The sequence below is a fragment of the Clostridium thermarum genome (assembly GCF_006351925.1).
In the GTDB taxonomy this organism is placed as follows: Bacteria; Bacillota; Clostridia; order Clostridiales; family Clostridiaceae; genus Clostridium_AU; species Clostridium_AU thermarum.
In genome coordinates this window covers 721,436-739,144 of the sequence record NZ_CP040924.1, presented here as the reverse complement: position 1 = coordinate 739,144, position 17,709 = coordinate 721,436, and the positions used below count along the sequence as shown (strand labels likewise).

Below are 17,709 nucleotides of genomic sequence, written 5' to 3'. Positions count from 1 at the left end.
TGTTTCTTTAAGGAGATAATATATAATAATTCATAAATCTGTATAATAATAACGGAGGTGCCAAAATGAGCGGCGTTTGGGGCAAAAAAATTCAGTATTCTATTTTCGGTGAATCACACGGAGCAGCCATAGGTATAACCATAAGCGGATTACCTGCTGGTCTTAAGTTAGATTTCGATCTTATAAAAAAAGAAATGCAAAGAAGAGCTCCTGGTTCCAGTGATCTTGTAACACCAAGAAAGGAAGAGGACAATTTTGAGATTTTAAGTGGTTATTTCGAAGGGAGAACCACCGGTACACCACTCTGTGCTATTATAAGAAACAAAAATACACAATCCTCGGATTACACCAACTTAAGATATGCCATGAGACCCGGACATGCTGATTACAGTGGAAGGGTAAAATATAAGGGCTTTAATGATTTCAGGGGAAGCGGCCATTTTTCCGGCCGTATTACCGCCGGCTTAGTATTTGCCGGCGCCATCGCTAAGCAAATACTAGTAGAGAAAGGCATAAAGATAATAAGTCATGTAAACAGTATCTACAATATAAAAGATACCTCCTTGGATTTAACAAACATATCGGAAGATATTATCAATAAACTTTCCACTATTCCTTTTCCTGTGATTGATGATAAAGCCACAGAGAAAATGAAACAGTGTATAAGAAAGGCAAAAGAAGAGAAAAACTCTGTGGGCGGAGTTGTGGAGTGTGCAATCTTAAATATACCGCCGGGTATAGGCGATCCCTTTTTTGATTCTTTGGAAAGCACGCTGGCCCACCTGCTCTTCTCTGTTCCTGCAGTAAAGGCTGTAGAATTTGGAAAGGGTTTTGAAATTACCACAATGAAAGGTTCACAGGCAAATGATCCTTACTATATTGACAACGGAACCATAAAAACTTCTTCTAATAATAACGGTGGGATAATTGGCGGTATAACCAATGGTATGCCAGTGATCTTTAGGTGTGCAATTAAGCCTACAGCTTCCATCAGTCTTGAACAGAACACTGTTGATATAATTGATATGAATAATACAACCTTGACCGTTGAAGGCAGGCATGACCCCTGCATAGTTCCAAGAGTTCTCCCTGTAATAGAAGCTGTAAGCGCTCTTGCTGTGTTAGAGCATATTTAACCTTCACATGTAAAGCTGTATTCTCATAGACAAAGATTAGAGTAATTATTAGGAGAATGTACGTGATTTGCCAAAATTTACCCAACTTGAATATCAATTATTAATTGAAAAAACTGCGCTGACGCGCAGTTTTTGTTATGTAGCCTATACCTTATAATTTCCAGGTCTCAGCTCCAGGTTTTTCATATCAATCCAGTAAACACCTTGTCCATCTGTTACACAGGCCTTACTTTTAAAGAAATCAAACTCTGATATTTTTATCTTTATAATATTTACAATATCACCATAGTTGAATTTGCCATAAGGTTCTATAATCTGTCCAACTACTCCATCCATTTTAACTCTCATCGGCATTTCAATCCCTCCCAAAATTCCTCTTACATATTTATACGTTTACAATAATAAATTGGCTCGCAAATTAACCTATCTTTTTTACCGGTTTATCAAAAAGAATAAATTAACTTACAAGTATATTATAACACAGTATAACAAAGACAGTATTAAATACTTCTTAAAATGTTATTAAAAATTTGTTAACTCCATAAAGAAATCCTCATAACTCCCTGCCACAGTTGCTTATGAGGATTTTTTAGATCTCCACTGGCATCTTTCAATATTTGTCTCGCCTCTTCTTCATTTTTTGTCAACCTCATACCCTATAGTTTACACCAGCAACTTCTTCGAAGCCTCCCATACCGCTTACCATAGGGCTTGCTGCTAAAACAGGTCCTTTTCTTGGGTCCTCCAGGCCTTCATCAGAAGTAATCTCTCAAAGCTATTCTCTCACAAATGATATGACATTATACCTGTATAATAAATAATTTAAGAGGCTCTTGTAATTTTATTTCTATTATTGTCAATCTGACTCTTTGATTCCTTGGCCCGGCCGTATCCGTAGATCAATGTTATGAGTGCCGCATTCCATGGAAGAATTTTCTCTACATTATTCCCTAAGGTAATATAATGCTTAAACAGAGCATCTTCTACTATCATTCTTACAGAGGTAAAAGCAAGAATTGCCCCTCCAATATAAATTACCATGGGATTCTTTTTCATTAATTTAACTACAAACTGACTGCCGAAAAAAATAATTGGTATATTAAGCAAAATACCAAAAGTAATTAGAAGCATGTTTCCATCTGCCGCACCGGTTATAGCTAAAACATTGTCAAGACTCATGCTTATATCAGCAATAATTACAGAAAATACTGCATCCCAAAACTTTTTATTTTCTTTCCCGTGGTATTCTTCATCTTCATGGTCGGACTTTATCAAATCCCATGTTACCTTAGCAAGAATTATACCCCCTACAAGCCTTAAAGGTATCCATTTTACCTTTAAAAAAACAGAAATACAGGCGGCAAAGTAAATTCTTAATATAATGGCTCCAGTTATCCCAATAAAACTGGCAAGTTTAGCAGACTTCTTTGGTAACTCCTTTGTGGCTAAAGCAATTATGCCAATATTGTCTCCGCACAGCACTAAATCCAACATGGTGATTTCTAAAATTCCTAATATCAAAGTTATGTAATGTTCCATATAATCTCCTCATTTAAAATATGTACTTATATATTTTATTACTGATGATTCTTTTTATGATACTTATAGGTTTTATATATTTTTTTATAATTTTGAAGTATAATATGTATATCACAATTTAAAAGGCTGGTGATAGAATGAAACCTGTAACACTATTTATTTTACATAACTGTCCATATTGCAAACGTGCTCTTTCCTGGATGGAGGAGTTAAAAAAGGAGCACCCCAGGTATGCTGATGTTCCTGTTATGATTATAGATGAGGGCATGGAACCGGAAATAGCTAATCAGTATGATTATTATTACGTTCCAGCTTACTATATAGAAGGAGTTAAGGTCCATGAAGGCGTGGCTTCCAAGGAAATTATACAGCAGGTTTATGAGAAAGCCATGAAGTAATTTTATAGACGAGAAAAAGAGATTGAAAGATAAATATCAATCTCTTTTTCTTTTATATGCAAGCTGATGATTACATTTTATATGATGAGGACCTGGATAACTTTATCTCAAATGAGGAAAATCCAACTTACATATTGTAAAACTTTTATTGTCAATTAAACTTATTCACCTTTTCTTTCGGTTATACAACATCCTTATTATTTGTATTTTCCACAAACCACTTAATGAGTTTCCCTGCAATCGTAACTTTTGATGGTATGGAGGGAAGATTATCCGCCGTATACCAATTCGCTTCTTCTATTTCCACTCCATCCGGACTTATTTCCCCACTATCATATTCAGCAGTGAAACCTACCATTAAGGAATTGGGAAAGGGCCATGTCTGGCTCCTAAAGTATTTTATGTTTTTTACCCTTATGCCAACTTCCTCCATAACTTCACGCTTTACGCATTCTTCGAAGGTTTCTCCGGGATCTACAAAGCCGGCTATTACACTGTACATACCTGGTTTAAAATTTTTATTGTGTGCCAATAAGATTTCCTTTCCCCTTGTTACCGCCACTATTATGGCCGGTGATATCCTTGGGTAGTTTATGAGCCCGCACTCAGGACACACCTTGGCCCTCTCCCCCCTCTTCAGTTTCATGAGGGCACCACAACAGCCGCAGTACTTGTGTTCCTTGTCCCAATTTATTATTTGAATTGCCCTGGCTGATACAAAAAATATTTCCGGCTCAAGACTGGGCATTATAGTTTTTAAGTCAATAAATTTAAAATCCTCTCCCACTGCAGTTGCATTATCCATTTCAGCAGTATAGCATTGTATGCCTCTTAATTCTCCTAAATAGAATACGCTCTTCAACTTGTCTCTGTATTCATTCACTTTAGCGTTCGAAGGTATTTCTGCTTTATCATTCCTTGTTTCTACTGCAAGCTTATTTCCGTTAAAAACGAACCATAAAGCTTCAGTGCTCTCTTCTTCCGGGAACTCAACAGCCGGTATAAAATAAAGATATTCTCCATGTTCCATATTAGAGACTCCTTCTCATTCTAATTCATTGCTTACTTTTTCTAGCAGCTTAATAAATTCCTCTTCTTTCTTCATTTCTAGGTATAGGTTCAACAGGGTTCGTGTGGACATATTTTTATACCCTTTATGACCATGTTCCAGAATTTCTCTAAGAATTTCTTTGTATTCCTCACTTCCACTCTCTATACTTTTAAATACCTTCACTAGAGTATCCTCTATGAGTTCCTCCTTCAGGTATTCTCTAAATAATTCAGAAAAACTTTGTAAGTATGTCTGCACCTCTTCGGGATAGGCTGAGAAATCGCCGGACATCAAATCCTCTATCTTAAACAAGACTATCGCTCCTCTATACATTTTCTTTTTTTATACTGTACGCAGCGTATATAACCATTGCAGCACCAAGCAGCTGTATAGGGGCTGCAGTTTCCTTTAACAGTAAATAGGACAGAACCATTGCTGTTGGGATCTCCAGATTGCCTATAATCGATACTCTTAATGAGCCTATGTATTTAATTGCAGCATATAGGAGAGTTAAAGGCATGATCTCACATATAACAGCCAATACCGCTGTTAAGATTACCAGTCTAACTGTTACCTCTCCGCTGAATAAGAAAGTAGGCGGCTGATAGATAACCAATGACAGCAGCGAAAAGGCGGTGGAGTAAAAATTAATACAAAGCGGATTCATAGTGCTGAGTTTCTTCTCAGAATAGATATTCATAAAGGCAAAGAAGACCGCAGCTAAAAGCCCGACGCCTATTCCCACCAAGGAAACCTTTCCTGCCCCTTCCATCAGACCCAAAGCAAAAAAACATCCTACAAAGGCCAAGATTAGGGCTATGAGCTTATTGCTGGTTATAGATTCTCTTTCAAAAATAAATGAGTACATAAAAACAATAATTGGATATGTATATAACAAAATTGCTACCAATGAAACATCCAAGTAACTAAAAGCCAGATAATAGAACACAGTCATAAAGGTGTTTCCTACTATGCCGAGCACCGCTGTATGGTACAAATCCTTTTTACTTATCTTTAGAGCACTTCTATTGGTGATAAGTATAAGAAAGAACATTATTGCTACAGCAATTATATACTGTAAGGTTAACAAGCTTATGGATTCTGCCCCCTCAGCAAAAGCAAGCTTAATTATTACTCCTGCACTTCCAAACAATATAGCAGACATTGCAGAATATATGTATCCTTTAATCAAAATTAGCCCTCCTTTGTTCACCGTAAATATTAGTATATGATAAAATCTTTCGTTATACAATGAATAATTTTCTTGAATATTTACTTATTGCCAGCCTTGTAGCACTGGTTTATAATTAACTCAATTGTACAATACTATTAATAAATAATAGGTGGGAGTAATTAGGATGAGTAACTTTGAAGATTTAAGAAATTATACACTGGAAGAAAAAGAAAAATTGATTGTAAATAGATATAAGTCTAGGCTTCACTTTGCCGGTAAGCAGCATCCTCTTATAAAGAAAATAGATGCGCTAAACAAAAATACCAAACCAAACCCAGAGCGACTTGCAGTTATTGAAGGCATCTGGGGATTAAACTTGCTGGCGGAAAATTCAATACGAATCAAGTACCTTATTATATGCATAGAAGATATTTACACTATAGAAGCTCAAGTGCTAATTGATAAGCTTATGAATGCGGCAGAAGAAGTCTATGTGCTGTCTAAAAGAGTGTTTAGTTCAATCAGTGAGAAGGATAACTCTCACGGTTTGATGGCGGTATGCTATCTTCCTTATGCCTCCTTTGATGATATCGTGCTTAAAAAGAATAATATAGTTGTAGTTCTGGATGGCCTAGAGATACCTGGAAATGTGGGTACCATTATACGATCTGCAGACGCTACAGGTATTGATGCCATAATAATAAATAACCGAAAAACCCGACTAAATCACCCAAAGACCATCCGAAGCAGTCTTGGAGCGTGTTTCACAGTACCCATTATAGACAGTAATTATGAAGAAACTATCAACTGGCTTAAGAAAAATAAGTTTAACATAGTACTCACTGATACGAGAGCAGAAAATCAGTATTTCGATTTAAATTACGAAAACAGAGTGGCTATAGTGATGGGAAGCGAAAAATACGGCATTGATGAAACCTGGTACAATACAGACTACACCGGTATTTCCATTCCTATGCTTGGAAGCTGCGACTCCCTAAATGTTGGAGTTGCAGCCACCATTATCATGTATGAGGTGGCTTTGAAAAATAAGGGAATAATGAAGAGATAATTTCAATTTGTGCTAAATTTAAGCGGAAGCCTATAACCTAGGTTTCCGCTTTATATATTATGAGATAACTCCATATATTTATTAGCTTTATCTAGCTTGCCTTGTTTTATATAAAATTCAGCAATTTCAAGGTAGGTCTTCTTTAATTCTTGGGGGTTTTTATTCTTAAGTAGTTCAATAATACTTATAAATAATTCCTCTAAGTGATGTTTTTTCATTCTTACTAAACTTTTCATAGTAGTCTGCCACTTTAAAATAACATTTAACAGCCTCAGTATAATTATATTTATAGAAGTAACTATCTCCAAGCCTCATATTAGCTTCAGCCTCTACACACTGAATATTATGTATTTTTGTGATTTTGATAATCTCCTTCAACTCTTCTTCACAAATATCCTGCTGAAGCTTTTTGCTACAATACCGTTCAGCTTCGCTACTTGTTAGAAATTCCATTTAATCTTCCTGCCTTCTTAATGGTCATCAATTCCCTTCTAATGATAGTTTTATATATTCATCTGCCTTGTCTAGCTTTCCTTGACTAATATAATATTGGGACATTTGTAAATATATCTTTTTTAAATCTTCCGGTTTTTTTTCTTTAAGAAATTCAATGTTCTTTGAATAGATTGCTTCAATTCTCGCATCACATTTTAAAGCTTTATAGACTATTATCAGATACTCATGTCCTTTTAAGACATATTCATAGTCATTATGTGTAGATGCCAGTTCAATACCAGCTAATAAAGCCTCCTCAGCTTCAATAAAAAAACCTTTACTAATGTATACTATAGATTTATCAATCATTGTACGACCGTATTTCTGAGGTTCTTTCATTTTTCTAATTTCCTCTGACCTAAAAAAATAATTCAGGCTTTCATCTAAGTCTCCTTTTAAGAAATAGAGATTTCCAATATTATTATACAAGTATGCGGTCACAATATCATTGTGATCCTTTATCTCATCTATTAGAATTCTACATATTTCTATTGCCTTATCATATTTTCTCATATCTCCATAGCAGTTTATCTTTATACTATAAAACATGATATACTTTTCAGGACATGACTTATAACTTGTTTTCTCTATGCACATCTCCGCATACTCAATAGCCTTATCAAACCATTGCATTTTTCTATATATTAGCGCCATATTAAACAAGGACTTTATTTCTATATCCGAATCACAGAACATAATAGCATATACATTAGCCTTATCAAAGTAGACTAATGCTTCTTTATAATTCATGTTCAAATATTTATATACACCTATTTGATTATATAAAAATGCTAATTTATCTTCATTTCCAATTCTTATATAATAATCCAGTATTTTTTGACAGTAATGTGCTGCATCATAATATTTTTTGATGCTATAATAAAAATCTGCCGCCTTTCTATATGCTTTAATTTCTAGGATTTCAAGCTTATAAAAACTAACGATTTCAATAATCTTTTTTATATCTTCTTCATCAATGTTCTGTTCTAAATTATCTCTACAATATCTCTCAGCTTCATCACTTGTTAGAAAATCCATAAAACCTTCCTCCTATACTCTAGAGACTTATCAAAAAATTCAATTGCATCATTAAACTTACCAAGCTCTATGCATAAATTGCCCATATTATTATATAAAAAACCTATGTTAAATTTTGATCCGTCCTTGACAATATTTGCTAGCTTGTAGCTTAATTCAAATGCTTTTTGAAAGTCTTTTTTATCATGATAGCAATTTATCTTTATCATATGTGCCATCACATGTTCATTGCTGTTTGTCTGGACTCCAGTTTGAGAAATACAAACATCCGCATATTCAATGGCCTTATCCAGCCAGGAAAGTCTTCTGTAGCACATAGCACTATTGAGTATAGAATGTATTTCTGCAGTTTTATCATTATACACAACAGCAGAAATATTAGCCTTATCAAATAGTTCGAGTGCCTCATGATACTTCATTTCTGCATATTTACATGCGCCTATTCGGTTATATAGAAATGGAATCTTTTCATATATATTATTTTTATTATAAAAATCCAGTACCTTGGTATAATGTTCAATGGCCTGAATATATTTATACTTATAAAAATACTCATCTCCAAGTATTCTATTAGCTTCAGCTTCAAGACTTTTGATATTAAATAATTCCGTAAATTTAATAATTTCTTTTAAATCTTCTTCACTAACATCTTGCTTCAGCTTTTCACTACAATAACGTTCTGCTTCATCACTTGTTATAAACTGCATAAGTAATTCCTACCCTCTTTTTATTCTACAATAAAGCCTTGTAATGATTTCATTATCTATCAGCCAACTTAACCAGCAATCAATGATTCCTTATCTACTAATTTATCCATTAGATGATAGCTATCTTCTAACATCTTGGTATAATCTTTTTTATCTTATAATATTTTAAGCTTTTATCAAAATCACCTAAATCCAAATATGGACTTCCTATATTGTTAAAAATCTGCCCTGCTATAAAGGAGTTTATACATTTTTTCAATTTCTGTCACTTCTTTTATTCCTTCTTCACTATTTTGATTTTGTATTTATCAATACAATACTCTTCCGCCTCATCACTTGTTTTAAATCCATAATTTTCCAATATTCATATTATTAAATTTATAGTTTCATCTAACTTTCCCCATTTTTCAACAATTATTGTCAAGAACCCTACCCAAATATTATTATACTACACTAAAAATTGTGGGAAAAGTAATACATTTTGCAACATGCATATATGAATTGAAATTTATTTCTAGCAACCCAATAGGACAGTCTATATACTGGCAAAATAAAAACTGCAGTTTTATTCTGCAGTTTTAGAAATATTAATTGGGTCATCCTTTTGTAAAATGACTTCCTATTATAGCCCCAATTGAAACCATTAAGTTAGCAAAGGCAAAAAATAACCTCTTATTGCCCTTATTTTCTTTTTTAAACCCTGAGTCTGCTCCTGGAACATACTTGTCTATTGGTTGAGACCAATCTAATACCTTTGCCGCTATATCTGTACTAATTATGTTATTTTTATCTGAATTTATTTTTATAAAGTAGTTTCCCGGCACATCATAATTCAGCTTCCAGAACAGCCTACCATTTTCATAAGTAAACTTTTCACTCATTAAAATTTCTTTTCTCAATCCATTAAGTTTGTAAAGTTCTATCTCTACCTCACCGGTAGAATCCTCTACTGCCTTTCCTGAACCATAATATAATTCTGCCTCCCATTGGTTCTGTAAATAAAAGCCGTCAGCATATTTGACATTCCAATAGTAATATTTTGTTCTTGGATTATCCAATATACCCGAATACTTTATAGAATCAAGGCAACTTTTGAAGTTTAAGATATTTTTTACTTCATAACTATCATAGTTGTTAACTATGCACTTCCTAGCTGGGGAATATTCAAGCAAATTCATAAATTGGTAAGTATTTATATCAGGTTTTATTGACTTGGCCATTACAGCCATAGCACAGACTGCTGCTGCAGCATAGCATGTACCATATGTAGTTGCCATTCCATCTTTATCTAATTCCACTCTAAATTTTTGTGCCTGCTCCTTTGTTAATGGTCCCCTTAAATTTGTTCCTGGGGCACATATGTTTATAAGGTTATTAAAATTAGAATGATATGCTAACTTGCCGTTATGGTCTATTGAAGCTACAGAAACCACATTATCCAGGGCTGAAGGAAAAGTATATTCACGGACTATAACATTTTCACTATGTGAGATCACTATTATTCCCTTTTCCACTGCTTCATTTATTTTACCGGCAAGTTTTGCATTATAGTTTACATTAGAAGTTCCTAAATAAATTACGTCTGCTCCTCTTTTAATTGCTATATCAATACCCTTGCAAATATCATCTATAGCAACTCGCGGCCGCTTACCAAGCTTTATACTCAGTATTTCAGGTTTTCTTGTTTCTTCAATGTCTAAATATTGAAGAAACAAACCGCAGAAGAACGTTCCATTGCCAGCCTCATCGCCCTCTGCTTCTCTTCCATATCCATCAACACAGTCGATTGGTACATTTTTGAAGAAGCTATGGCTAGTCTCGCACCCCGTATCCAGGAGGGCAATTTTAACCTTGGTGATCCTGTCAAAGTCTAAGGTTTCCCAAGCCTCTTTAACTTTTAATAATTCAAATACCCAGTTCAAATTGATCCCTCCTAATATATGCATTCATGATTATCCTTTCATACATACATTTATCGTAACATATCCATTGAATACTTTGTTTCACGGCATTTTCAAAATTAAACCTTTGTGTATTTAAAGTCATATATGTAGAATCATTTCTATAAGTAAATTGTTTTTACAAGTAAATTATAACATAAAAAAAACATATTGCAACATGATTTTAATAAACCAAGTCGCAATATGTTTCAAGTTAACTATTCAATATTTTAGTCCTTAAGCATTACTTTTATCATTGGTGTATCTTCTTCAACAACATTAAGTACAAATCCACCCGTCCATCCAATAGCAGCTAATGCAATTAGACATACACACAAAATTCTTTTTAACTTCTTTGTAAACATTGAAATCACACTCCCTTTTCTATATCATATAATGCTTTAAGAATATACTTTTTTAGTAACCTTTAACAATGCTTTCTTGCGACAAACTTATATATCTCTCTGCTTTGATAAGATCGCCTTGTTTTATATAGAATTTACTAATTTCAAGATAAATTCTTAATAGTTCAGTCCTATCTTTACTTTGTAGAATATTTGTAACCTTCATATAGGTTTGTTCTATACCTCTTGTATCTCCTAAATTTGTATAAACATCAATTAGGTTATAATATGCCCTTAACAAATAATCTTGATCACTATATTTCATCGTCATATCAATTCCTAATTGAAGTAACATTGAGGCTTCTTCATTTAATCCTTGTTTTATATAAGCCCTCGACTTATCAATTATTGTATGACTTAATTTATTAGGCTCCTTATTCTTCCTTATTTCTTGGGATTTTCCAAAGTACTCCATGCTCTTGCTTATATCGCCTTTATCTAGATAGATATTGGCAATATTGTTATATACAAACGCCGCCGTTATACTTTCATCATCCGCAAGCCAACTCAAAAGTTTCTCTCCTATTTGTAGTGCTTTATCATACTCACCTTTATCTGAGTAATTATTGAACTTAATCATATTAGCTCGAACATACTTATCCGGTTCAAGCTTATCATCAATCTTTGAAATACATATGTCAGCAACATTAATAGCATTATCAAATTTGGATAGTCTTCTATAGCATAATGCTAAGTTAAATAGTGCCTTAATTTCCATTTCTCTTTCACCATAGATAGATGCATAGTTATTTGCTCGTTCAAAGTACACTAGTGCTTCAATATACTCCATGTTTGCATATTTGCATGAACCCAACATATTATACAAATATGCCTGTATCTGCTTATCATCAATATTTTTAGCAATATCCAGTGCATTACTAAACGCTATAAAAGCATCCAAATACCTATAATTGCTGTGGTATATTATCCCAACCTTCTTATAAGCCTCCATCTCTATATCAGGTAAGTCATATTCCTTGGCAATACTCAGAACGTCATATATTTCTTCTTCCTTCAAATCCTGAGATAGCTTGTCCTTACAATAGTGTCTTGCCTCCTCTTGCGGAGACATCATAAGATATTCAGGGCTTATTTCCAGTTCTACTCCTAATGATTTAGCCTTTTTATTAAATTTTTCAGCAATACTTGTAGCTATTTTCACATTTATATTTCTTTTGCCAGCTTCAATCATTCCGAAGTAACTTCTGGTCATGAATTCTTCCTCAAAATCTTGCTGAATCATATTAAATTGTTTTCTCAATTTTTTAATTTTCTCACCAGGAGTTAAAAATTTCATCAGTTCATCTTCCTCTTGCATTATAAATAATCGTTTTATAATTGCTTTCTTACATTTTTTACAACCATCTACTAAAATTATACTACAACAAATCAAAATAATAAAGTGTTTCTTTACAATTTTATTAACTTTTTTTAATTTCAAGATTATTGGTCATCAGCCTTATTTTTATTACCATTAAGTCGCTTAATATTTGCGTACCTATACCATAATCCTTCATATCAGAAGTAAAATCCAACGCTAAATTTGCTTCTCCTGTGTCTAAACTATGCAAGAAGTATTCTCTCCACTAATAGGGGATACTTGTGTACCATTGTAATAATCTATTATACTTATAATAAAACCACAGTATGCTTAATCCTTTTAAGCACACTGCGATTTTATTTGCTGTAATATTTAACTATAATTGTCCTTAACCCACTGTTGTATGTTTTCAGAGGTTCTCTTGTCTGCGCACTCAATTGCTATGGTTGTGGTTCCTTCATCGTCATCAATACGTCCGGTAACCTTTATATCTTCATGATTATTTTTATCTGACAGAAGATACCCATTGGTTGTCTTTTTCTTTACTTCTAAATCAAAGTTCTGTTGAACTCCAGCAATAATCTTATTATAGTTTTCTACAGATTCTAACACTATGGTAGTCCTATCCAAACCTTATCACCTCTCAAGCATTTTCCCTTATATTATTTGCAAAATAAAGTCTTTTATGCCAAGAGATGAGGATAACAGTATTAGTTGCCCATCAATATTTTGCCAATTTCGCTGTCTGCTGGGATTTGAATGGTTATTTCATTGTCACCCGCAGAGTCAGCAACATTCTCCCACATCTTTATGGTTTTATAGTATTGATAGAAGTCCACATCTGTAGAATACACACTGTTATAAATGTTCTTTGCTTCCTCATTACCTTGTGCTATAGTATTGCTCTTGTATAGTTCTGCCTCATTGTATAAAAGCTTTATCTGCTTCTGGAACTCTGCTCTGATATCATTTGCCTGTCGTATACCGTCATTGATTATCTCATCTGCAACTCTTTTCCTATCCGCTGTGATATTTGTAAAAATAGCTTCTACATTTTGTTCAGGCAAGTATATGGAAGGAATAATAACTCGTCTTATCTCTAGTCCATAATCTTTTATCTTGTCCTGAGCTAAATTAGTGATTTCTTCTTCAATTTTACTAAGAATAGGATTTATTTCTATCTTCAAAGTGCCGGTTTCTGCATCACCAACTTCACAATTTTTTATAATATCGCTGTAATTATACTTAGCAAAAACATTTTTACTTATTTCATACACCACGTCTTCAACTCTTGAAGTAGCTCCAATATAGTTTTTTACCGTAAGCAACATCTGATTTACATCTCTTATATTAAATACTATATTGGGACCCATAATAAATATTTTATTGTCCTTAGTATAAGTGTTGGATGACTTTGAGGAATACATTACCATTGAAGTATCTACTACTTCAAACTTTTGAATAAAAGGTATTTTTATAGCTAGTCCATTTTCAACTTGCCTTACAGGTCTATCCCACTGTTTTATGACAACTGTCTGATTAGGTAATGCTATCTTCACATTGTAAGAGCAAAAGATATATGCAATAAAAAAGACTATGCTGAACCAAAATAAGAACTTTCTCATACTTTCCCCTCCCCTACTGTGTTACCTGTTTAGGTGCAAGTTCACCAATATTCATATACTTTACAGTACCATTACCATCATCGATTATCACCTTTGCCTTATCTAAAAGCTTTTCCAGCATATTTACAAGAAGCTGTCTCTTAGTCATATCTTTGTTCATCTTAGCCATTTCCAGCATAGAGAAATATTCTGCTACATCTCCCTTCGCCTTTGTGATGATTCTATCCTTCTCCGCATCAGCATCCCCTTTAATTCTTGCTACTTCAGACTTGGCTTTATTAACTTCTACAGCTTCTTCGGATTTAGCCTTTGAAATCTCCTGTTCTGTCTGAAGCTTAGCTTCATTAACCTGCTTATAGGCCTCTGCTATTCTTTCCGGCGGCTGGATATCTTGTATCTGGATAGTTCTTATAGCATAGCCAATATCTAAGTTTTTAAGATCTTCGTCAATGCCCTTGCTTATCAGCGGCGCAATCTGGCCTCTTCCGGTAGTGATAACATAATCAAGAGTTACGCTATTGATAAGCTTTCGCATATTTGTTAAGCAGACCTGTCTTATGGCATCCTGTGGATCTTTTATATTAAACATAGCCTTATTAGGATCTGTTATGTAGGCTTCAACAATCCACTCTGCTTCAACAATTTTATCATCTCCGGTTAGCATCCTTGCCTCTTCATCTATAGTCAAATACTGTTGATTGCCGTTATCCCTATAGCCAATATATATAGGGATAATAGCTCTTGTGTTCTTTATCATCTTTATAGTTTGGATATAAGGAACTTTGAAATGTCCCCCTGCTTCCACTACAGCAGTTTCCTTACCCAGTGTATACACAACTGCCACCTCATCTGTAGGTACACGATAAAAAGAATTCATAGCTAGCATCATTAAAATAATAATAATTAGCACTACACCGGGATAATTCTTAATATTCCTAAAGAAGTTCATCATTGCGTCGGTGTCACTGGTTTTCTTGTTTCTATTGATCACTTAATTCTCCCCCTTATAATATCATTGAATTATATATAACATAGTTTTTCAACATATTCAATTAAAAAAGAGCTTATTTTACTCAAGCTCTTTTTTAATAGATCTTCCTATATACCCGTACCTTATACCCTTCTGAGCCATACTTTTGTGAATAAAAAAATTATAAAAATAATTATTTATCTCTATTATCATGAAAAATTTGATCAATGGCTATTACCATTGACAAAATGAAGGGATAGCTCTCATTGTCATTTATATCAACTTCATAGGTGTCACTAAAAGCAAAGGCTCTTTTACTTATATCCGCGACTGAAATTCCGTTCCTATAAACTGTAAAGTTATAGGAAAAAATGCTTCCCTCTATGTTAAAGCTACCAAATACGCTATCAATATGAAGCTTCGGTTTGAAAAAAGAAAACTCCTTTTTGAGTACCGCAACTACAGAATTATCCATATGAATATAATATTCAGGCAAAAACTTAAATAACTTTTGCTCTATATATACTAGTTCCCTGCCATCCATACTGTATAGGTGAAGCTTGTTTCCAAAACTAAACACCTTTCCAACTACCTTATATGCATCATAACCATCTATATCTTTTATTGTAAAGTTATCACCAAAGCTGAATACTTTTTCTCTTACATAAAATTTCATACCCGCACCTCCTTAGATAATTGTATCAATCTATAAATTATATGTAAACCTATAAATCTTATGTTATTTTTAACTAACAAAAGACTAAAGTCCTACATATAATGTAGCGTACTTCTTATAGGGAGATGTTTACTACGGGAATTTTTGTGAAGTTAGCCTCTTATTCCATGATAAAAGCAGCTAAACTATCAGAAAAAAGATATGAGAATGATACTAAGCACGCCTACGATATCAACTTAAGTATCTTAAAAAAGATACTTGAAACTAATAAGGCCACTGAAATTGGGAGAAAGTATAATTTCTCCAGTATTAATAGCATATCAGATTTTAAAAGCTCTATTCCTTTAAGTACCTATAAGGATTATGAAGATTACATCCTCCGTATGTCTAGGGGTGAAAAAAATATATTGTTTAAGGAAGAGGTAAGCTACTTTAGTATAAGCTCAGGTACTACAGGAAAGCAAAAACTAATACCTGTTACAAAAACTTCAAGGCGCATTTCTTCCAGCTATATGGGAATATTGCCCCAAAGAATTCTTTATAAAAACTTCAAGGAAAGTTGGACCTATGGAAGAGGACTTGCCGTTACAGATATGACAACTACAAGCTACACCGAAAGCGGCATCCCCATTTGCTCTGCTACCTCAGGAGGTATGAAGGCTATAAAGAGAATTATTCCTCTGATTTGGACTACACCTGTAGAAGTTATGAATTTAGGAAAAGGGGTTGATACCTTGTATCTTCACCTACTCTTTGCCCTTAAAGAGCGAAATTTGATGTATATAAGCGGCATATTCATCTCTTCTGTTTTGGACCTTTTCAGATACATGGAACTTCATTGGAAGGAGCTTGTCTCAGATATCCGCAAAGGTACCATAAGCAGGCGCATTGTAATGGAGGAACCATCAAGAAAAAAGCTCCTTTCCTATATGTCACCAGATGCGGGGCGTGCTGACTTCCTTGAAATGGAGTTTAAAAAAGGCTTTAAGGGAATTGCAAAACGAATTTGGCCGAAGCTGATTTATATTATTGCAGTAACCGGTGCTAACTTTTCCATATATGATGACAAGGTTGCCGAATACACTGACAACCTTCCCATTTACTCCAGTGCATATGCAGCCTCAGAAGCGGTTATGGGAGTCAATATGCATATAGATAGATACATTTACTCTCTTATTCCCAGAACAGCCTTCTATGAATTTATACCAAATTAAAAATATTTATGATACTAATCCTATTACCATAAACATTAATGAACTCCGGTTAGGTGAAGAGTATGAGATTGTTATAACCAATCTGGCTGGCTTGTATAGGTATAGGTTAGGTGATGTGGTGAAAGTGGTCAGCTATTTTAACAACTGTCCGGAAGTTCAATTCATGTATAGAAAGAATCAGCTTATAAATATGGTATCAGAAAAAACCACCGAAGAGCATGTACTATCAGCACTTACCAATACCTTTAGACAACTTAGAAGCAGTATAAATGATTATACTGTACTGCCTGATAACAGTGTATCACCCGGGAAATATATATTTTTTATAGAGCCGAAGACTCCCGTATCTCAACCAAAAACCAAAGAAATAAGCAGCCTTTTAGACAGGGAGTTATGTAAAGCAAATTTAGCCTATGAAAGGCAGAGGCAGAAAAACAGGCTGGCTTCTGCTGAAGTACGTCTTGTTCCTTATGGCACCTTTGAGTCTTTGAAGAGGATAAAAGTTCAAAAGGGCATATCGAAAAGTCAGATTAAAATACCAAGGGTATTAAAATCACAGGAGGATATCCTGTTCTTCTATAATTGTCTCAGATAGAAAAAAGAAGAATAAGATAGCAGCATAAATTAATAGGGTCCCAGCTTACACAAAATAAGCCGGGGCTCTACTAATTATTTATAGCTTATCTCAAAAGTATAACTTAATATCTGCAGGTCTTACTATGGCAATCACATTCATAATCACAATCATCATAATCATCGAAGTCATCTCTATCTGAGTTAATGTTAATTATATTGGTATTTTGTGATGCTCCGGCAACACCTGTAGGATTGGTTAATGCAAATAATGTTCCAAGAATTAAAAGTAATAAAGCCCCTGAGCCGCTTCTAGATCTCCTTACGATTTTACAGCAAGATCGTCGGCAGCAGCGTCCTCCATGCCCACAACTCATTT

At 34.0% G+C, this 17,709-nt stretch carries 23 protein-coding genes; 5 read left to right on the top strand and 18 right to left on the bottom strand.

Annotated elements, in window-relative coordinates; genetic code table 11:
- Positions 1-65 precede the first annotated feature (65 nt).
- Positions 66-1,136, top strand: coding sequence for a chorismate synthase (gene aroC, locus FHY60_RS03135; protein WP_139903357.1), 1,071 nt, complete (start codon positions 66-68; stop codon positions 1,134-1,136).
- A 144-nt stretch (positions 1,137-1,280) separates the two neighbouring features.
- Here aroC and FHY60_RS03130 read toward each other — a convergent pair whose 3' ends face one another.
- Complete coding sequence (locus FHY60_RS03130) at positions 1,281-1,490, bottom strand: hypothetical protein (protein WP_139903355.1); 210 nt, start codon at positions 1,488-1,490, stop codon at positions 1,281-1,283.
- 468 nt (positions 1,491-1,958) lie between these two features.
- Positions 1,959-2,675, bottom strand: coding sequence for a TerC family protein (locus FHY60_RS03125; RefSeq protein ID WP_139903352.1), 717 nt, complete (start codon positions 2,673-2,675; stop codon positions 1,959-1,961).
- A 137-nt stretch (positions 2,676-2,812) separates the two neighbouring features.
- Between FHY60_RS03125 and FHY60_RS03120 the strand changes: the two genes are divergently transcribed.
- Entirely contained in the window at positions 2,813-3,073 is a 261-nt protein-coding gene (locus FHY60_RS03120; protein ID WP_139903349.1) for a thioredoxin family protein, read from the top strand.
- Between the two features lie 181 nt (positions 3,074-3,254).
- Here FHY60_RS03120 and nudC read toward each other — a convergent pair whose 3' ends face one another.
- Genes nudC through FHY60_RS03105 form a run of 3 tightly spaced genes read right to left on the bottom strand, consistent with a single transcriptional unit; the run spans position 3,255 to position 5,316 of the window.
- On the bottom strand, positions 3,255-4,103 hold the full coding sequence (gene nudC / locus FHY60_RS03115; RefSeq protein WP_139903346.1) for an NAD(+) diphosphatase: 849 nt from the start codon (positions 4,101-4,103) through the stop codon (positions 3,255-3,257).
- A gap of 15 nt (positions 4,104-4,118) precedes the next feature.
- Positions 4,119-4,436, bottom strand: coding sequence for a hypothetical protein (locus tag FHY60_RS03110; protein ID WP_139903343.1), 318 nt, complete (start codon positions 4,434-4,436; stop codon positions 4,119-4,121).
- Between the two features lie 13 nt (positions 4,437-4,449).
- The gene (locus FHY60_RS03105; protein ID WP_243122208.1) at positions 4,450-5,316 is read right to left on the bottom strand and encodes a DMT family transporter; all 867 of its coding nucleotides are present in this window, start codon (positions 5,314-5,316) and stop codon (positions 4,450-4,452) included.
- A gap of 166 nt (positions 5,317-5,482) precedes the next feature.
- On the opposite strand from FHY60_RS03105, the gene FHY60_RS03100 reads away from it, so the two are divergent.
- The gene (locus tag FHY60_RS03100) at positions 5,483-6,367 is read left to right on the top strand and encodes an RNA methyltransferase (protein WP_139903340.1); all 885 of its coding nucleotides are present in this window, start codon (positions 5,483-5,485) and stop codon (positions 6,365-6,367) included.
- Positions 6,368-6,541: 174 nt separating this feature from the next.
- Here the strand turns inward: FHY60_RS03100 and FHY60_RS03095 are convergent, their stop codons facing one another.
- The 12 genes from FHY60_RS03095 to FHY60_RS03050 form a co-directional block, all read right to left on the bottom strand.
- Positions 6,542-6,820, bottom strand: a complete 279-nt coding sequence (locus FHY60_RS03095; RefSeq protein WP_139903337.1) for a hypothetical protein — start codon at positions 6,818-6,820, stop codon at positions 6,542-6,544.
- Between the two features lie 27 nt (positions 6,821-6,847).
- Positions 6,848-7,900, bottom strand: coding sequence for a tetratricopeptide repeat protein (locus tag FHY60_RS03090; RefSeq protein WP_139903335.1), 1,053 nt, complete (start codon positions 7,898-7,900; stop codon positions 6,848-6,850).
- Positions 7,888-8,607 carry a tetratricopeptide repeat protein gene (locus FHY60_RS03085; protein WP_139903331.1) on the bottom strand — a complete coding sequence of 240 codons (720 nt, stop codon included), beginning with the start codon at positions 8,605-8,607 and terminating at the stop codon, positions 7,888-7,890. The genes FHY60_RS03090 and FHY60_RS03085 overlap by 13 nt, the downstream gene beginning before the upstream one ends.
- Positions 8,608-8,734: 127 nt before the next feature.
- Positions 8,735-8,866: a hypothetical protein gene (locus tag FHY60_RS18425; protein ID WP_279230435.1), complete on the bottom strand. Its 132-nt coding sequence runs from the start codon at positions 8,864-8,866 to the stop codon at positions 8,735-8,737.
- A 337-nt stretch (positions 8,867-9,203) separates the two neighbouring features.
- A complete protein-coding gene (locus FHY60_RS03080; RefSeq protein ID WP_163215715.1) occupies positions 9,204-10,529 on the bottom strand; it encodes a S8 family peptidase in 1,326 nt (441 codons plus the stop codon).
- Between the two features lie 248 nt (positions 10,530-10,777).
- Complete coding sequence (locus FHY60_RS18420) at positions 10,778-10,912, bottom strand: hypothetical protein (protein ID WP_279230434.1); 135 nt, start codon at positions 10,910-10,912, stop codon at positions 10,778-10,780.
- A 52-nt stretch (positions 10,913-10,964) separates the two neighbouring features.
- Positions 10,965-12,248, bottom strand: coding sequence for a helix-turn-helix domain-containing protein (locus tag FHY60_RS03075; RefSeq protein WP_163215714.1), 1,284 nt, complete (start codon positions 12,246-12,248; stop codon positions 10,965-10,967).
- A 124-nt stretch (positions 12,249-12,372) separates the two neighbouring features.
- Positions 12,373-12,522, bottom strand: coding sequence for a hypothetical protein (locus tag FHY60_RS03070; protein ID WP_139903324.1), 150 nt, complete (start codon positions 12,520-12,522; stop codon positions 12,373-12,375).
- A 122-nt stretch (positions 12,523-12,644) separates the two neighbouring features.
- Positions 12,645-12,902 (bottom strand): hypothetical protein, encoded by a 258-nt coding sequence (locus FHY60_RS03065; RefSeq protein WP_139903321.1) that lies wholly within the window; start codon positions 12,900-12,902, stop codon positions 12,645-12,647.
- Positions 12,903-12,982: 80 nt separating this feature from the next.
- Positions 12,983-13,897: an SPFH domain-containing protein gene (locus FHY60_RS03060; RefSeq protein ID WP_139903318.1), complete on the bottom strand. Its 915-nt coding sequence runs from the start codon at positions 13,895-13,897 to the stop codon at positions 12,983-12,985.
- A gap of 13 nt (positions 13,898-13,910) precedes the next feature.
- Entirely contained in the window at positions 13,911-14,888 is a 978-nt protein-coding gene (gene hflK / locus FHY60_RS03055) for an FtsH protease activity modulator HflK (RefSeq protein WP_139903315.1), read from the bottom strand.
- 172 nt (positions 14,889-15,060) lie between these two features.
- Positions 15,061-15,543 carry an LURP-one-related/scramblase family protein gene (locus FHY60_RS03050; protein WP_139903314.1) on the bottom strand — a complete coding sequence of 161 codons (483 nt, stop codon included), beginning with the start codon at positions 15,541-15,543 and terminating at the stop codon, positions 15,061-15,063.
- A 146-nt stretch (positions 15,544-15,689) separates the two neighbouring features.
- Between FHY60_RS03050 and FHY60_RS18600 the strand changes: the two genes are divergently transcribed.
- Positions 15,690-16,757 (top strand): GH3 auxin-responsive promoter family protein, encoded by a 1,068-nt coding sequence (locus FHY60_RS18600; RefSeq protein WP_341472544.1) that lies wholly within the window; start codon positions 15,690-15,692, stop codon positions 16,755-16,757.
- On the top strand, positions 16,738-17,352 hold the full coding sequence (locus FHY60_RS18595; protein WP_341472543.1) for a GH3 domain-containing protein: 615 nt from the start codon (positions 16,738-16,740) through the stop codon (positions 17,350-17,352). Before FHY60_RS18600 ends, FHY60_RS18595 begins: the two co-directional genes overlap by 20 nt.
- A gap of 103 nt (positions 17,353-17,455) precedes the next feature.
- On the opposite strand, the gene FHY60_RS03040 is transcribed toward FHY60_RS18595, so the two are convergent.
- A complete protein-coding gene (locus FHY60_RS03040; RefSeq protein WP_139903312.1) occupies positions 17,456-17,707 on the bottom strand; it encodes a hypothetical protein in 252 nt (83 codons plus the stop codon).
- Positions 17,708-17,709 lie beyond the last annotated feature (2 nt).

What these genes read in the sequence shown, in the direction of transcription:
- aroC (WP_139903357.1), top strand. Translation starts at nt 66, where the DNA reads ATGAGCGGCGTTTGGGGCAAAAAAATTCAGTATTCTATTTTCGGTGAA.
- FHY60_RS03130 (WP_139903355.1), bottom strand. Translation starts at nt 1,490, where the DNA reads ATGCCGATGAGAGTTAAAATGGATGGAGTAGTTGGACAGATTATAGAA.
- FHY60_RS03125 (WP_139903352.1), bottom strand. Translation starts at nt 2,675, where the DNA reads ATGGAACATTACATAACTTTGATATTAGGAATTTTAGAAATCACCATG.
- FHY60_RS03120 (WP_139903349.1), top strand. Translation starts at nt 2,813, where the DNA reads ATGAAACCTGTAACACTATTTATTTTACATAACTGTCCATATTGCAAA.
- nudC (WP_139903346.1), bottom strand. Translation starts at nt 4,103, where the DNA reads ATGGAACATGGAGAATATCTTTATTTTATACCGGCTGTTGAGTTCCCG.
- FHY60_RS03100 (WP_139903340.1), top strand. Translation starts at nt 5,483, where the DNA reads ATGAGTAACTTTGAAGATTTAAGAAATTATACACTGGAAGAAAAAGAA.
- FHY60_RS03095 (WP_139903337.1), bottom strand. Translation starts at nt 6,820, where the DNA reads ATGGAATTTCTAACAAGTAGCGAAGCTGAACGGTATTGTAGCAAAAAG.
- FHY60_RS03090 (WP_139903335.1), bottom strand. Translation starts at nt 7,900, where the DNA reads ATGGATTTTCTAACAAGTGATGAAGCTGAGAGATATTGTAGAGATAAT.
- FHY60_RS03085 (WP_139903331.1), bottom strand. Translation starts at nt 8,607, where the DNA reads ATGCAGTTTATAACAAGTGATGAAGCAGAACGTTATTGTAGTGAAAAG.
- FHY60_RS18420 (WP_279230434.1), bottom strand. Translation starts at nt 10,912, where the DNA reads ATGTTTACAAAGAAGTTAAAAAGAATTTTGTGTGTATGTCTAATTGCA.
- FHY60_RS03075 (WP_163215714.1), bottom strand. Translation starts at nt 12,248, where the DNA reads ATGAAATTTTTAACTCCTGGTGAGAAAATTAAAAAATTGAGAAAACAA.
- FHY60_RS03060 (WP_139903318.1), bottom strand. Translation starts at nt 13,897, where the DNA reads ATGAGAAAGTTCTTATTTTGGTTCAGCATAGTCTTTTTTATTGCATAT.
- FHY60_RS03050 (WP_139903314.1), bottom strand. Translation starts at nt 15,543, where the DNA reads ATGAAATTTTATGTAAGAGAAAAAGTATTCAGCTTTGGTGATAACTTT.
- FHY60_RS18595 (WP_341472543.1), top strand. Translation starts at nt 16,738, where the DNA reads ATGAATTTATACCAAATTAAAAATATTTATGATACTAATCCTATTACC.
- FHY60_RS03040 (WP_139903312.1), bottom strand. Translation starts at nt 17,707, where the DNA reads ATGAGTTGTGGGCATGGAGGACGCTGCTGCCGACGATCTTGCTGTAAA.